Here is a 14,916-nt window from a genome sequence, read left to right as displayed (position 1 = left end):
AGTGATCTCACATGCACTGAAGATCCCTTGTGGGAGCGAGCCTGCTCGCGATGGCGTCCTCAGCTGCGCAAGTGAGTGAGGGGCAGTTCAGTGCTGTTGAGCACCTGATTCAACACAAAACTCGACCGCACACTGGTCACCCCTTCAATCCGGGTGAGGTGTCCCAGCAGCAATTTCTGATAATGATCCATGTCCGGCACGACGACCTTGAGCTGGTAGTCGGCATCCATCCCGGTCACCAGGCTGCATTCCAGCACCTGCGGCAACGTACGAATCGCCGCTTCGAAGTTCTCGAACCGCTCTGGCGTATGCCGGTCCATGCCGATCAATACGTAAGCCGTCAGGCTCAGGCCGAGCATCTTGCGGTCCAGCAGGGCCACCTGGCGGGAGATGTAGCCATCATCTTCCAGCTGCTTGACCCGCCGCGAGCATGGCGAGGGGGACAGGCCGATGCGTTCGGCCAGCTCCTGGTTGGAGATGCGCGCGTCACGCTGCAATTCCGCCAAAATGCTCAGGTCGTATCGGTCGAGTTTGCTCATCAATCAGGCCTTTGTCATAACTATTGCGGTGGATTATCTATCCAGGGTTAAAAATTGCGCAAGTGATGTTTATTTGAGCAATCTTCGCAATCCTCTGCCGGCGCCGCGAGCCTATTCTTATCACCAGAATCACTGCTCGGACAAACAGTCCAGTGCGGCTCGCCCAATCAGGCCAGCTGCGGTCGCCACCCCCACCGGGGATGAGTCGGCCCCCGAGCTACACACTGTCCAGAAGACGGCGTGAGGTGAGCCGACGTCATAAGCGTCGAGCACGGACGAAGTTCTCTAAAGGGAGGCCGACGGGTCTCCCTTTTCTTTTGCCCGGAATTTGACGACGGCGCTCAATAAATAAGTTTCGCGACTGATAACCTGTTGCAGAACCGGCCGGTGCTTTCCCAGTCTTACGTACAGGCCCTAACCCGCAGTGAGGAAAAGCATGAAGTCGCGCATCTGGCGTTTGGCCGGTGTTGGTTTGCTGTGTATCAGTGTCACTGCGCAATCGCTGGCCGATGAGCCGCAAAACCGTGGCCCCGATGGCGGGCAGCACGGGTCGGATGGCCACCAGGGAAACAATCAGGGCCATGGCGGAAATAATCAGCCGCGCCCGCAGAACAATCCGCAGCAGAACCAGCCGCGTGCGCAGAATAACGAAGTTATTCGTGGCGACAACAGTCGCCAGTTCGAGCACAACGACCAGAATCAGAAAAACGGCCAGTGGCAGAACCAGCCCCGGCCGCAGCACGATTACAACAATCCGGTTCGCTCGCCGCCCCCACCTCCGCAGTTGCCAGCCAACGACCTGCCGATCCAGGGCCGGCCCGACACCGTGCGCCAGACCCAGCAACCACAGCGTGGTTACTACCAGGACGTGCCGCGGCGCAACGATAACAACCAGCATTGGCAGAACAACGGTCCGCGTCCCGATGACCATCGCTGGGCCGGTCGCCCGGATGGGCACGGCAATGGCTGGGGTCCCGGCCCGCAGTACCGTCCCGGTCATGTGATCGATCGCTTCCCGGACCGTGATTACCGTGTGCCGTACCGTGGTCAGGATTACTTCTACTCCGGCGGCTACTGGTACCGCCCACAAGGCCCGCGTTATGTGGTGGTACAGCCGCCACGGGGGATTCGCGTCAGCTACTTGCCCGATTACGCGCGTGAAGTGTGGATCGGCGGTGCGCTGTTGTTCCTGGCGGCCGGCTCTTATTACGCCTATCAGGAAAGCACTCAGGATTACGTCGTGGTCGAGCCGCCCGTGCAACCGCAGCCGCAACCGGTCAGCAATGGTTATGACGTGGTGGCTTATCCGGCCAACGGTCAGTCGCCAGAGCAGGTCAACCAGGACGGTTACGAGTGCTATCAATACGCGGTGCAGCAGAGCGGCTTCGATCCACGAACGGCCACCTACCAGCCGGATCCGTCGGTGGTACAAGCCTACCGACAGGCCCAGGGCAACTGCCTGAGCAGTCGCGGTTATCAGGTTTCTTTCTGAGCCTTGCCTGCCAGTATCACTTCCTGCGGGTCGGCGTGCACCAGCACTTCGGCTCGCGGATAAGCCGCGTGAATCGCATCGGCGGCTTGGTCGCTGATGCCGTGAGCGACTGACAGGGTCAAATCCCCCGGCAATTCCAGGTGCAACTGCACGAACCACTGGTTGCCGGAAACCCGCGTGCGCAGGTCGTGCGCCCCCAATACTCCCGGTACGCTGCAGGCCAGTTCGAGCATGTGCTGGCTGACGTCCGACGGCAGTTCTTCATCCATCAGCACCGTAAAGCTTTCCCGGGCGATATGAATCGCGCTCCAGAGTATGTAGACGGCAATCCCCAAACCGAACCAAGGGTCGACCTGATGCCAGCCAAACCCGGCGAGCACCAGCGCCACCAGAATGCTGCCGTTGAGCAGCAGGTCCGAACGGTAATGCAAGGAATCAGCGCGCACCGCGTTGGAGCCGGTCGCCTTGACGACCCGATGTTGCAACATCAGCAGGGCCAGGGTCAGCACCAGGGAAAACACAATCACCCCGATGCTGATCCATGGCGCCCCCACCGGTTCCGGGTGTTTCAGTCGATCAATCGCCTGCAAGGCAATCAGCACCGCACTGCCGCCAATGAACAACGCCTGAGCCATGCCCGCCAGCGACTCGGCTTTGCCATGGCCGTAACGGTGATCATCGTCGGCCGGGCGCAAGGCGTAATGCACCGCGAGCAGGTTGAGCAGCGAGGTGACGCCGTCGAGGGCCGAGTCGGTCAACCCGGCGAGCATGCTCACCGAACCGCTCAACCACCAGGCGATGGCTTTGGCGACGATCAGCGTGCACGCCACCGCCACCGAGGCACGGGTCGCCAGCCGCAGCAGGCGGGCATGTTCGGAGCTTGCGATCATAGGTGCTGTCGTTCCTTCTTATGCACGGATTACGCGGCAGGTTGCAGGCCGAACATGGCCAGTTGCTGGGCGCTGCCCTTGTGCTGGATCAGGCGCGGGTCATCCAGCGGGAAGCTGCGGCCCAGTTCGGTTTCGAGAATAGTCTGCAACTTGTGGTTATCGACCTTGCCGTCGGCGCCGATGGCTTCCTTGAGTTTTTCCGGGGCCACCTGGGCGGTCTTGCCTGGCTCGAAGTAAATCGCGCCGGTGGCGAAGTCCACGGCAAACGCGATCAGGCCGGGAATGATGTAGAACAGCAAGCCCACGGCATCCAGCGCGGCGATGGCCGGGTCGATCTTGCCGTCAATCTGACCGCGACGGTCAGGGTAGAAAATCGATCCGCAAGCGGTCACCTGGGTCAGCAACGTCGCGACCAATACACCGCCAATCAAACGAAAGGGAACACGCATATGAAATCTCCTGAGTCATCTGGAAAACGAAGCGTCGTCGATATGAATTAGGACAGCAACGAGCGACAAGCAGTTCGCCGTTATACTCGGCCCTCTGTTTGGGAGCCAGCATGATTTCTTTGCCGATTGATGAAGTTTTACCCGCCCTGCGTGAAGCCTTGGCTACACGCCACGAAGCCGTGCTCGAAGCGTGCTGAACTAAAACGCTGGTAACGCGATTATTGAACAGTAACAGTCTGGCTGTTACTGTGCTGAAAACGTGTTATTTGGTGTCGAAGTGAAAACCAACAGACAAGAGATTCAAGATTACTTCGAATCGATTTTCGGGGTTAAACCCGAAATCAAGCGCTGGGGGAAAACCAAAGGTTTACCCTTTTACCTCTTGGACGAATACGCCTTCGACATCGTGACGCTCTACGATCGGCAATGCCTCGTATTGCTTGCTCACGAGCCTTTTGAAAACGTTGCGACGATCCGCAAGCACATCGAAATTCTGCAGACAATGGTGGATCACCCGATCCTCTACGCGACCGGTGCACTCAAATCATATGAAAGAAAACGTCTCATCGAGTCGGGCGTTCAGTTTGTAGTGCCTGGCAATCAACTCTTCGCTCCACAGCTTGGAATGGATCTGCGTGAGTTTTTTCGCAGCAGGCAAGTCGAAAAACAAGTCATGGGCCCAGCGAGCCAGGTACTGCTTATCGCAGCCATCAGCCGAGGGTGGGATAAGGACTTTACCTTTCGAGGCGGAGATCTGGTGGGGGGGGAGGCGTATTCGAAAATGACAATGTCCAGAGCGATGAAAGAATTCCAATCGTTCGGATTGATAGAGCCTGCCTCGAATGACAAACCACCTCGCTGGCGCTTTGTAGCGACGCCTGAAGTTATCTGGGAAAAAGCCCTTCCAGCATTACAAAACCCGGTGAAACGGGTGACGTACTCTGATTGGCCCCCTTTGTTACAGAGATTGGCTGGTCTGTCTGCGCTCAGCAAAGCGTCGATGCTCGGGGAGCCCCCGATACCGATAATCGCGTTTTCTAAAGAAGAGTGGGACTTGGAGGTCAGGGGCTCTGGCCGCAAAGAAGTCGGTCGATTTGATGATCCAGATTTTGAGGTCGAAATCTGGAGTTACTCTCCCGATCACATTCTTGGCAAAACCTGTGTTCCAGTGTCGAGAGAAAGTGTGGACCCTCTGTCTCTCTACCTCAGCTTAAAGGATGACGTAAACGACAGAGTCCAGATCAGCCTTGATGAAATGATGGAGAAGATCGAATGGTAAAAGGACTGGACACCTTTCGCGGGGCCTTTGCCGGCCACGCGGATCGATATGTGCTGATCGGCGGCGTTGCAGCCAGCCGAAGAGTCGAATGCCGGCCGCAAAAGCAATAAACACCTGAAAGACATTATTGTTTTGTCTCGGCTTCTTTCAGCAGACTCTGAATTTGATCTACCGGAAAGCATCGCAGAAGATTTACGGCAGTTTCTGGATGTCATGCCTTCACTGGACGTGGACATGAAAGCCATAGGGTTGCGTGGAGTGACTATCGCTGAAATAGCGACGCGCATACGAACCGCATTCAAAATCTAGATTCTGAGCGCCCGGTTACATTGAGCCGGGCGCTTCGCCGTTATACTCGCGGCGGCAGGGCGTGCCCACAGTAAATTTCGGCCGCGTCTCACCCCTTCCAGGATTAGTTGAGTACTGAAGTTGTTTTTTCCAGATCGACCACGCGCAATGGCTAATAAGTTTTACTGGGGTTCGGCCCTCCGGGCTGAAGCTGTGGACGTGCCATGCTGCGTTGCGGGACTTGGTAAGGAAACGACCCTTACCGGCGTCCCGCGCCTTGCCTGGCACGCCCACAGCTCCAACGCGACTCGCAATTTACTGTGGGCACGCCCTGGGGAGCCAGCATGATTTCTTTGCCGATTGATGAAGTTTTACCCGCCCTGCGTGAAGCCTTGGCTACACGCCACGAAGCCGTGCTCGAAGCACCGCCCGGCGCCGGTAAAACCACCCGCGTGCCGTTGGCCTTGCTCAACGAGTCCTGGTTGGCCGGGCAGACCATTCTGATGCTCGAACCGCGCCGTTTGGCTGCGCGGGCAGCAGCGGAGCGCTTGGCCAGTGAGCTGGGCGAGAAGGTCGGCGAAACCGTCGGCTATCGCATTCGTCTCGACAGCAAAGTCGGCCCCAAAACCCGTATCGAAGTGGTCACCGAAGGCATTCTCACCCGACGCTTGCAGGACGACCCGGCGCTCGAAGGCGTTGGCCTGCTGATCTTCGACGAATTCCACGAGCGCAGTCTCGATGCCGATCTGGCGCTGGCCTTGAGCCTGAATGGCCGCGAGCTGTTTCGTGACGATCAACCGCTGAAAATCCTGTTGATGTCGGCAACGCTGGAAGGCGAACGCCTGGCCGGGTTGCTCGATGACGCGCCGATACTGCGCAGCGAAGGCCGCATGTACCCGGTGGCGATGCGCTGGGGCCGACCGTTCCAGCCCGGTGAATTCATCGAGCCGCGCTTGGTGCAAACCATCCTCGAAGCCTTGAACGATGAAACCGGCAGCGTGCTGGTGTTCCTGCCGGGGCAGGCGGAAATCCGTCGGGTGCATCAGCAACTCGCCGATGCACTGGGCGATAGCACACAGGTTCTGCTTTGCCCGTTGCACGGTGAACTGGATCTGGCGGCGCAACGCGCGGCGATCGATCCGGCCCCCGCCGGCAAACGCAAAGTGGTGCTGGCGACCAACATCGCCGAGACCAGCCTGACCATCAACGGTGTGCGTGTGGTGATCGATGCCGGGCTGGCGCGGGTGCCGCGTTTCGATCCGGGCAGTGGCATGGCCCGCCTCGATACTCAGCGTATTTCCAAAGCCAGCGCCACTCAGCGCGCGGGCCGGGCAGGGCGGTTGGAGCCGGGCGTGTGTTATCGGTTGTGGTCGCAAGACCAGCACGAGCAACTGGCTGCCTATGCCAGTGCGGAAATTCTCTCGGCGGATCTTGCCGGATTAGCGTTGCAGCTCGGTCGTTGGGGCGTGACACCGGGGCAATTGGTGTGGCTCGACGTGCCGCCCGCGGCCGCTTATGCACAGGCTCAGGACTTGCTTGATCGCCTGGGCGCATTGGACGGCGAAGCGCTGACCCGTCACGGCCAGGCGATGGCCGAACTGCCAGCGCATCCGCGTATCGCGCATTTGCTGTTGCGCGGTCAGGCGCTCGGCTTGGCCGACATGGCCTGTGATGTCGCGGCCTTGCTCGGCGAGCGAGATATTTTGCGTGGCGCCGGGGCGGATCTGCACAGCCGATTGGTGCTGTTGTCCGGTGAGGAACGGGCCGCGCGCGGCGCTCAGGGTGGCGTGCAACGAGCCCGGCAACTGGCGCGGCAGTATCGCGGATATCTGCGGGGCAAGGCGTCGGAACCGGTCAGCGATCCGGATCATCCGCGCTGGCTCGGCGCGCTGTTGGCGTTGGCCTATCCCGACCGCGTTGCCCAGCAGCGTCGTGCCGGTGGCGCGGAGTATCGTTTGGCCAATGGCCGTGCGGCGTTGTTCGCCGAAGCCGACAGTTTGATGAAGCAGCCGTGGCTGGTGATCGCCGATCTCGGCAGTCGTCAGGGTCAGCGTGAAGAACGGATTTATCTGGCGGCGGATTTCGATCCGGCGCTGTTCGATTCAGTGCTGGCCGAACAGGTGCGCTGCGTCGATCAACTGGATTGGGATGAGCGTGAAGGCGTGTTGCGCGCCGAGCGTCAGCGTAAGGTCGGTGAATTGATCCTCAGCCGCGAACCGTTGACCGGACTCGATGAGACCGCCCGCAGTCAGGCGCTGGTGAACCTGGTACGCCGCAAAGGTCTGGAGCTGTTGCCCTGGACGCCAGAGTTGCGTCAGTGGCAAGCGCGAGTGGCGTTGCTGCGACAGCTGGACCTCAGCAGTAAAGAGCAGAGTGAATGGCCGGATGTCAGCGATGCTGCATTGCTCAAAAGTCTCGAACACTGGTTGATGCCGTACCTGGGCAAAGTTTCGCGGCTCAGTCACTTCGGTAATCTGGACTTGTCGAGCATCGTCCATAACCTGTTGCCGTGGCCACTGCCGCAACGGCTCGATGAGCTGGCGCCGCATCATTTGAGCGTGCCATCGGGTTCATCGATTCGCCTGGATTATAGCGAGCAGCCGCCGATTCTGGCGGTGCGGTTGCAGGAGCTGTTCGGCCTGGCCGAGACCCCGCGGATTGCCGGTGGCCGGCAGGTGGTCAAACTGCATTTGCTGTCCCCGGCGCGGCGACCGGTGCAGGTGACCCAGGATCTGGCGAACTTCTGGCGCAGCACGTATGCCGAGGTGAAGAAAGATTTAAAAGGTCGGTATCCGAAGCACTACTGGCCGGATGATCCGTTGGTGGCCGAGGCGACCGCTCGAATCAAACCGCGTAAAAGCTGAAGATGTTCAAGAGGCAGCCTTGGCCGTCAACTGCTCCCGGCAATAATCCGCAAACAACTGCGCCGGTTTGGTCAGTTGCCCGCGCTTGAGCCACGCCGCCACCAGCCCTGAGCCGGTGATGTCTTCGACGATGTCCACGCACACCACTTTCTGGCCGTCATAGGTGCATTCCGAGTGCGGCCGGGTGACCAGGATCGAGAAACCGAACCCTTGCCCGACCATACCCCGGACCATCTCGATCGACGGTGAGCTGAAGGCAATGTTCGGCGTCAGTCCCAACTCTTCGAACAGGCTGACGAAGTAGGTCCGGCTCGGTTGCACGTCCAGCAAAATCATCGGCTCCAGGCACAGGTCACGCAGCGACACTTGTTTCAGCTGAGCAAAGCGATGATCCGCCGGCAGCAACGCATAAGGCCGCTGCGCCGGCATCAAGGGTTCGGTCTGGATAGTGGCGTCGAGGTCGTGTTCATACAGGATCGCCAAATCGAAGGTGCCCGAGGTCAGGCCTTGCACCAGCTCTTGCTGTTCGCCGTCGCGGATGCGGATTTTCACCCCCGGATACAGCGCCGAAAACCCGGCAATCAATTGCGGCAGGTACAGCGGCGCGACCGTTTCGAAGCAGCCGATATCGATTTGCCCGGCCACCACGTCGTTGTCGGCGAGGGCGTTCTGTTCGAACTCCTTGGCCATGCGCAACAGTTCCTGGGCCTTGCGGTAGAAGCGCGCGCCGCTGGGGGTCAAGGACACGCCCTGGGCGTGATGACGGATCAGCAGTTGCACGCCGAAGCTGTCTTCCAGGCCTTTGATCGCCGTGGAAATCGCCGGTTGGGCGATGTACAGCTTGCGCGACGCCTCGGCGACGCTGCCGCATTCGACGGTGGTGATGAAGTACTTCAATTGACGCAGGTTGTAGGCAGCCACGGCAAACCTCGGGGTGGATGATTTCGACATCCAGGCAATTTTCGCGCCGACTGCATCCGTTCTGACGACGGTGTTGTTATGCCTGAACAATAACCACATACCGCGCCAGCGGGGAGATCGGCTGCCCAGTTTTTTCATGGTCTGCGAAGACATTTTTACTATTTTTCCTGGACACAGGCCTGGGCCACCATCCAAACCACAAGAAAGCCCATGGAGCATCTGAACGTGTTCGAGCTTACATTCTGGCAAAACAAAGCCGCTGCGCTGCAGTTTCCCGATCAAGCCGTGATCGACGGCAAACCCCGTGCGGCACAGTCGGGACAGACCTTCGCCGCGATCAATCCCGCCACCGGCCAGTGCCTGGCCAACGTGGCCGCGTGCGGCAATGAAGACGTGGACGCCGCGGTGCGCAATGCGCGGCAAGTGTTCGAGGCCGGCACCTGGTCGGCGCGTTCGCCGAATGAGCGCAAACAAGTGCTGTTGCGCCTGGCCGATCTGATCATGACCCATCGCGAAGAACTGGCGCTGCTCGATTCGCTGAACATGGGCAAACCGGTGATGGACGCCTACAACATCGACGTCCCGGGCGCCGCCGGGGTGTTTCGCTGGTACGCCGAAAGCCTCGACAAACTCTACGACCAGATCGCCCCGAGCGCGCAGAACGTGCTGGCGACCATCACCCGCGAAGCGTTGGGCGTGGTCGCTGCCGTGGTGCCCTGGAATTTCCCGCTGGACATGGCCGCCTGGAAACTCGCACCCGCGTTGGCGGCGGGTAATTCGGTGATCCTCAAACCCGCCGAGCAGTCACCGTTTTCCGCCCTGCGTCTGGCCGAGCTGGCGCTGGAAGCCGGCCTGCCAGCCGGCGTGCTGAACGTGTTGCCGGGGCTCGGTGAGCAGACCGGCAAAGCCCTCGGTTTGCACCCGGACGTCGATTGCCTGGTGTTCACCGGCTCCACCGAAGTCGGCAAATATTTCATGCAGTATTCCGCGCAATCGAACCTGAAACAGGTGTGGCTGGAGTGCGGTGGCAAGAGCGCCAATCTGGTGTTTGCTGATTGTCAGGACCTGGATCTCGCCGCAGAGAAAGCCGCGTTCGGGATCTTCTTCAATCAGGGTGAAGTCTGTTCGGCCAACTCGCGGTTGCTGGTGCAGCGTTCGATTCATGACGAGTTCGTCGAGCGCCTCAAAGCGCACGCCGAATGCTGGCAGCCGGGTGATCCACTGGACCCGTCGAGCCGCGCCGGGGCGATTGTCGACAGCCGTCAGACCGCACGCATCATGAAGTTCATCCAGCAGGCCGAACGCCAAGGCGCAACAAAGCTCTGTGGCGGTCGACAGTCGATTTTCAACGGCTCCGACAACTTCATCCAGCCGACGATTTTCACCGGCGTGAGCCCTGACATGCCGCTGTTTCGCGATGAAGTGTTCGGCCCGGTGCTGGCGGTCACGGCGTTCGATGACGAGGCACACGCTTTGCAATTGGCCAACGACAGCGTCTATGGTTTGGCCGCGTCGCTGTGGACCGACGACCTCAACCGCGCCCACCGCGTGGCGCGGCAATTGCGGGCGGGCACGGTGTCGGTCAACAGCGTCGATGCGCTGGACGTGACCGTGCCTTTCGGCGGCGGTAAGCAGTCCGGTTTCGGCCGTGACCTGTCACTGCATTCATTCGATAAATACACCCAGTTGAAGACCACCTGGTTTCAGCTGCGCTCATAACAGCCGCTAATAACAAAACGGAGAACTGGCGATGACCACACCACGTGAAACCCGCGACTACCAGGCCGCCGACGCTGCGCACCACATCCACGCATTCGTCGATCAAAAAGCGCTCAACGATGAAGGACCTCGGGTGATGGTCCGTGGCGAGCGTCTGCACCTGTGGGACAACGATGGTCGGCGTTACCTCGACGGCATGTCCGGGCTGTGGTGCACCAACCTCGGTTACGGCCGCAAGGATCTGGCCGCCGCCGCGACCCGTCAACTGGAGCAGTTGCCGTACTACAACATGTTTTTCCACACCACCCACCCGCAGGTGATCGAGTTGTCGGAGCTGTTGTTCAGCCTGTTGCCAGGGCACTACAGCCACGCGATCTACACCAACTCCGGTTCCGAGGCCAATGAGGTGCTGATCCGCACCGTGCGCCGTTACTGGACGATCCTCGGCAAGCCCGAGAAGAAAATCATGATCGGTCGCTGGAACGGTTACCACGGTTCGACCCTGGCAGCGACGGCGCTCGGTGGCATGAAGTTCATGCACGAAATGGGCGGCATGATTCCCGACATCGAACACATCGATGAGCCGTACTTTTTCGCCCACGAGGGCAACCTGACCCCGGCTGAATTTGGCCTGCGGGCGGCGCAGCAACTCGAAGCTAAGATTCTCGAACTCGGTGCGGACAAGGTCGCCGGGTTCATCGCCGAACCGTTCCAGGGCGCCGGCGGGATGATCTTTCCACCAGAGAGTTACTGGCCGGAAATTCAGCGGATCTGCCGCCAGTACGATGTGCTGTTGTGTGCAGATGAAGTGATCGGTGGCTTCGGTCGCACCGGCGAATGGTTCGCCCACGAGCACTTCGGTTTCGAGCCGGACACGCTGTCGATCGCCAAGGGTTTGACCTCGGGTTACATCCCCATGGGCGGTCTGATTCTGTCGAAGAAAATGGCTCAGGTACTGGTGGAGCAGGGCGGGGTGTTTGCCCACGGCTTGACCTACTCCGGGCACCCGGTGGCCGCGGCCGTGGCCATCGCCAACCTCACGGCATTGCGTGATGAAGGGGTGGTGGCGCGGGTCAAGGATGACATCGGGCCGTACCTGCAACAGTGCTTGCGCGAGGTGTTCGGCAAGCACCCGTTGGTGGGCGATATTCAGGGTGTCGGCATGGTGGCGGCGCTGCAATTGGCTGAAGACAAAACCAGTCGCAAGCGCTTTGCCAATGAGAACGACATTGCCTGGCGTTGCCGCACGATTGGCTTTGAAGAGGGGGTGATTATTCGCTCGACACTGGGACGGATGATCATGGCGCCGGCGTTGATTGCCAGTCGTGAAGAGGTTGATGAGCTGGTTGGCAAAACTCTGAAAGCCGTTGATCGTACGGCACAGGAATACGGTCGGCTCTGACGCTGCCGGAAGGTCCTTCGGACCTTATCGTCGGAACGCCGCCCGGAGCAGGCTCGCTCCCACATTGGATTTGTGATCGACACAGATCCAGTGTGGGAGCGAGCCTGCTCGCGATTGCTATGGCACATCCAACACACCTCTCCAGGCTTTTGCACCCACCTCGGGCATCCCCGCCCACAGCGCCCTTTCGCAGTGCGCGCTACCCAGTTTTTTCATCACTCCCATCGACATATTTCCTAATTTTCCTAATCCCCGCCTTGGGCCAACATCGACCTCGCCAGTCAGCCAAACGCTGCTCGCCGAAAGGTCCATCAGAGACCTCAGGTGGCAGCACTTCTCCAAGGCCGCTGGCCGTACTGCCCATGACAAAACTAAATCAACAGCTTTGGGAGTGCTCCATGATCAAGTCCTTGCTTACCCGCTTCGCACATCCACTGGCGGTCACCGCCATCGCCGCGACGGTCGCCACCAGCGCCCAGGCCGGCACCCTCTCTATCGGCCACACCACATGGGTCGGTTACGGCACGCTCTACCTGGCTCAGGACCTGGGCTATTTCAAGGAAAACGGTTTGACCGTCGAATTACCCGTCGTCGAAGAGGCCTCGATGTACATGGCCGCGCAAGCCTCGGGCGAATTGTCGGGCTCGGCGTCGACCATCGATGAGGTGCTCAAATACCGCCCGCAATTCTGCTTCAAGGCTGTAGCTGCACTGGATGACAGCCATGGTGGCGACGGTGTTTTGGTTGGCAAGGACGTCAAAAGTCTGCAGGAGCTGAAAGGCAAAGCCGTGGCGGTGAACGAAGGGTCGACTTCGCAGTTCTGGCTGTCTTACCTGCTGAAAAAACACGGCATGAAAATGAGCGACATCACCGTGCAGAACATGACAGCCGACGACGCCGCTACCGCGTTCATCGCCGGTCGCGTGCCAGCCGCGGTGACGTGGGAACCGCACCTGTCGATGGTTCGCAGCAAGCAACAAGGCAAGGTGCTGATCGACAGCAGCAGTACGCCGGGAGTGATTGTCGACGTGGTCGCGCTCAACTGCACGGTCATCGAGAGGCAGCCGGAAGACGTCAAGGCGTTGGTGGCCGGTCTGTACAAAGCGGTCCAGTACACCAAGGATCATCCGCAAGAAGCCTACAAAATCATGGCCAAAGGCGTCGGCGGTTACCTCGCCGATCCGAAGGAGCTGGCCGCAGCCGCGCAAGGCGTGCGCTTCTACGATCAGGCCATGAGCGAAAAACTCCTCGGCTCGCCGGGCAAACCGGGCGACAGCGAACCGCTGATCAAACTGGCCAACGAGACCGCCAGTGAATTGCAGGGCAAACCCTACAACGTCAGCAATGACGACCTGATCGACAACCGCTTCGTCAGCCCGCTCTAGGAGGTTTGCATGTTCAAGCGCAATTCATGGCTGAGCCGCTGCATCACGCCCAAGACCGGTTTGCCGGTGTCGGTGATCTGGAGCGCTAGCGGTCTGGCCTGGGTGTTGTTGGTCGGCCTCTGGGCCGGGTTGTCTTACGGCGGCGTGGTGCCGGGCATGTTCTTGCCGACACCGGGCGCGGTGGTCGAGGCCGCCGTGCGCCTGAGCCGCGACGGCACGCTCGGTCTGCATGTGTGGGCCAGCCTCGAAGTGGTCATGGTCGGTTTCATCGTGTCGTCGCTGGTGGCGGTGCCGCTGGGGTTGCTGATGGGCAGCTTTCGCATCGTCCAGGCGTTCCTTGAGCCGATGGTCAATTTCATCCGCTACCTGCCGGTAACTTCGTTCGTGCCGCTGTTCATTCTGTGGATCGGCATCGGCCTGGAGCAGCGGGTTTCGGTGATCATCTTCGGCGTGTTCTTCCAGCAACTGGTGATGATCGCGGACGTGTCCAAAGGCATCTCCAAGGACCTGATCAACGCGTCTTACACCTTGGGTTCAAACCGTCGCGATGCGGTGCTGCATGTGATCGCCCCGGCGTCGTTGCCGGGTGTGCTCGACACCTTGCGTGTGACCATGGGCTGGGCCTGGACTTACCTGGTGGTCGCCGAACTGGTTGCGGCCTCCAGCGGTCTGGGTTACTTGAGCCTTAAAGCCATGCGCGGCTTTCAAGTGGATGTGATTTTCCTGGCTATCGCGATCATCGGTCTGTTGGGCCTGGTCACCGATCAACTGTTCCGTTTTCTCCGTCTGAGGATCGCCGCATGGGCTCAGTAAGCGCCGTCAACCCTCGTTTCGTCACGCCACAGGCCGCCCCGGTGCACGCCGCGCCCCGGCTGCAAGTGGACAAGGTCAGCCTTCGCTATCAAAAGCCCGACGGTGGCGTGTTTACCGCGCTGGATCAGGTGTCGTTCGAAGTGCCGGATCAACAATTCGCCGTGCTGGTCGGGCCTTCGGGGTGCGGCAAGTCGAGTCTGCTGTACCTCACGGCGGGTTTGAATGAGCCCACGGAAGGCGAGATCTACGTGGGTGGTCAGCAAGTTCAAGGGCCGGGTGCGGATCGCGGCATGGTGTTCCAGAGCTACACGCTGTTCCCTTGGCTGACGGTGCGGCAGAACGTCGAGTTCGGCCTCAAGCGTCGCGGTATGGCAGCCGCTCAGCGCAAGGAGATCGTCGATTACTACGTCAATGAAGTCGGCCTGACCGGGTTTGCCGACAACTACGCCAAGCAGCTGTCCGGCGGCATGATGCAGCGCGTGGCGATTGCTCGGGCGCTGGCCAATGATCCGCAAATCTTGCTCATGGACGAGCCATTCGGTGCACTCGACAGCCAGACGCGTCTGCAAATGCAGCAGCTGTTGTTGCGGGTCTGGGGCAATAGCAAGAAGACCGTGTTGTTCGTGACCCACGATATCGACGAGGCGATTCTGCTGGGCGACCGGGTCTACGTGATGGGCGCGCGGCCGGGACGGATCAAGCAGATTCTGGACGTGCCGATCGAACGCCCACGGACCCTGGACATGGTCATGGAGCGCTCGTTCATCGACATGAAGCGCAAGATCTTCGGGCTATTGCACGATGAGCTGGAGGAGGAGCATTGAGCCGAAATGCCGGCCATCCACAAATCCCTGTGGGAGCGAGCCTGCTCGCGA

The 14,916-nt window shown here is 60.0% G+C and carries 12 protein-coding genes and 1 pseudogene; 9 read left to right on the top strand and 4 right to left on the bottom strand.

The window, feature by feature from the left end:
* Positions 1 to 59: 59 nt before the first annotated feature.
* Positions 60 to 539, bottom strand: coding sequence for an Lrp/AsnC family transcriptional regulator (locus AC3IUE_RS28450; protein ID WP_007937367.1), 480 nt, complete (start codon positions 537 to 539; stop codon positions 60 to 62).
* Positions 540 to 975: 436 nt separating this feature from the next.
* Here AC3IUE_RS28450 and AC3IUE_RS28445 point away from each other — a divergent pair, with 436 nt between their 5' ends.
* Entirely contained in the window at positions 976 to 2,031 is a 1,056-nt protein-coding gene (locus AC3IUE_RS28445) for a DUF6515 family protein (protein WP_489264383.1), read from the top strand.
* Here the strand turns inward: AC3IUE_RS28445 and AC3IUE_RS28440 are convergent.
* Entirely contained in the window at positions 2,016 to 2,921 is a 906-nt protein-coding gene (locus AC3IUE_RS28440; protein WP_056744600.1) for a cation diffusion facilitator family transporter, read from the bottom strand. The genes AC3IUE_RS28445 and AC3IUE_RS28440 overlap by 16 nt on opposite strands.
* 29 nt (positions 2,922 to 2,950) lie before the next feature.
* Positions 2,951 to 3,370: a hypothetical protein gene (locus AC3IUE_RS28435; protein WP_046056587.1), complete on the bottom strand. Its 420-nt coding sequence runs from the start codon at positions 3,368 to 3,370 to the stop codon at positions 2,951 to 2,953.
* A 110-nt stretch (positions 3,371 to 3,480) separates the two neighbouring features.
* Between AC3IUE_RS28435 and AC3IUE_RS28430 the strand changes: the two are divergent.
* The 3 genes and pseudogenes from AC3IUE_RS28430 to hrpB all read left to right on the top strand — a co-directional run.
* A pseudogene (locus tag AC3IUE_RS28430) lies at positions 3,481 to 3,561 on the top strand (DEAD/DEAH box helicase); the annotation flags it as partial.
* Between the two features lie 86 nt (positions 3,562 to 3,647).
* Complete coding sequence (locus AC3IUE_RS28425) at positions 3,648 to 4,649, top strand: hypothetical protein (protein ID WP_489264382.1); 1,002 nt, start codon at positions 3,648 to 3,650, stop codon at positions 4,647 to 4,649.
* Between the two features lie 632 nt (positions 4,650 to 5,281).
* Positions 5,282 to 7,801: an ATP-dependent helicase HrpB gene (hrpB, locus tag AC3IUE_RS28420; RefSeq protein WP_489264381.1), complete on the top strand. Its 2,520-nt coding sequence runs from the start codon at positions 5,282 to 5,284 to the stop codon at positions 7,799 to 7,801.
* A 6-nt stretch (positions 7,802 to 7,807) separates the two neighbouring features.
* Here the strand turns inward: hrpB and AC3IUE_RS28415 are convergent, their stop codons facing one another.
* Positions 7,808 to 8,722 (bottom strand): LysR substrate-binding domain-containing protein, encoded by a 915-nt coding sequence (locus AC3IUE_RS28415; RefSeq protein ID WP_046048823.1) that lies wholly within the window; start codon positions 8,720 to 8,722, stop codon positions 7,808 to 7,810.
* A 225-nt stretch (positions 8,723 to 8,947) separates the two neighbouring features.
* Between AC3IUE_RS28415 and AC3IUE_RS28410 the strand changes: the two genes are divergently transcribed.
* From AC3IUE_RS28410 to AC3IUE_RS28390, 5 genes are all read left to right on the top strand, one after another.
* Positions 8,948 to 10,441 carry an aldehyde dehydrogenase gene (locus AC3IUE_RS28410; protein WP_489264380.1) on the top strand — a complete coding sequence of 498 codons (1,494 nt, stop codon included), beginning with the start codon at positions 8,948 to 8,950 and terminating at the stop codon, positions 10,439 to 10,441.
* A gap of 31 nt (positions 10,442 to 10,472) precedes the next feature.
* A complete protein-coding gene (locus AC3IUE_RS28405) occupies positions 10,473 to 11,843 on the top strand; it encodes an aspartate aminotransferase family protein (protein ID WP_489264379.1) in 1,371 nt (456 codons plus the stop codon).
* A gap of 398 nt (positions 11,844 to 12,241) precedes the next feature.
* Positions 12,242 to 13,228 carry an ABC transporter substrate-binding protein gene (locus AC3IUE_RS28400; protein WP_489264378.1) on the top strand — a complete coding sequence of 329 codons (987 nt, stop codon included), beginning with the start codon at positions 12,242 to 12,244 and terminating at the stop codon, positions 13,226 to 13,228.
* Between the two features lie 9 nt (positions 13,229 to 13,237).
* Positions 13,238 to 14,041: an ABC transporter permease gene (locus AC3IUE_RS28395; RefSeq protein ID WP_008149230.1), complete on the top strand. Its 804-nt coding sequence runs from the start codon at positions 13,238 to 13,240 to the stop codon at positions 14,039 to 14,041.
* Positions 14,029 to 14,865 carry an ABC transporter ATP-binding protein gene (locus AC3IUE_RS28390; RefSeq protein ID WP_046048732.1) on the top strand — a complete coding sequence of 279 codons (837 nt, stop codon included), beginning with the start codon at positions 14,029 to 14,031 and terminating at the stop codon, positions 14,863 to 14,865. Before AC3IUE_RS28395 ends, AC3IUE_RS28390 begins: the two co-directional genes overlap by 13 nt.
* The last annotated feature ends 51 nt before the right edge of the window (positions 14,866 to 14,916 follow it).

The sequence above is a fragment of the Pseudomonas sp. GL_093 genome (assembly GCF_057837605.1).
This window is presented reverse-complemented; position numbering and strand designations above follow the sequence as displayed.

Excerpts from the sequence above, each read along its gene's own strand:
- AC3IUE_RS28450 (WP_007937367.1), bottom strand. The coding sequence starts at position 539 with ATGAGCAAACTCGACCGATACGACCTGAGCATTTTGGCGGAATTGCAG.
- AC3IUE_RS28390 (WP_046048732.1), top strand. The coding sequence starts at position 14,029 with ATGGGCTCAGTAAGCGCCGTCAACCCTCGTTTCGTCACGCCACAGGCC.
- AC3IUE_RS28405 (WP_489264379.1), top strand. The coding sequence starts at position 10,473 with ATGACCACACCACGTGAAACCCGCGACTACCAGGCCGCCGACGCTGCG.
- AC3IUE_RS28435 (WP_046056587.1), bottom strand. The coding sequence starts at position 3,370 with ATGCGTGTTCCCTTTCGTTTGATTGGCGGTGTATTGGTCGCGACGTTG.
- AC3IUE_RS28440 (WP_056744600.1), bottom strand. The coding sequence starts at position 2,921 with ATGATCGCAAGCTCCGAACATGCCCGCCTGCTGCGGCTGGCGACCCGT.
- hrpB (WP_489264381.1), top strand. The coding sequence starts at position 5,282 with ATGATTTCTTTGCCGATTGATGAAGTTTTACCCGCCCTGCGTGAAGCC.
- AC3IUE_RS28395 (WP_008149230.1), top strand. The coding sequence starts at position 13,238 with ATGTTCAAGCGCAATTCATGGCTGAGCCGCTGCATCACGCCCAAGACC.
- AC3IUE_RS28400 (WP_489264378.1), top strand. The coding sequence starts at position 12,242 with ATGATCAAGTCCTTGCTTACCCGCTTCGCACATCCACTGGCGGTCACC.
- AC3IUE_RS28445 (WP_489264383.1), top strand. The coding sequence starts at position 976 with ATGAAGTCGCGCATCTGGCGTTTGGCCGGTGTTGGTTTGCTGTGTATC.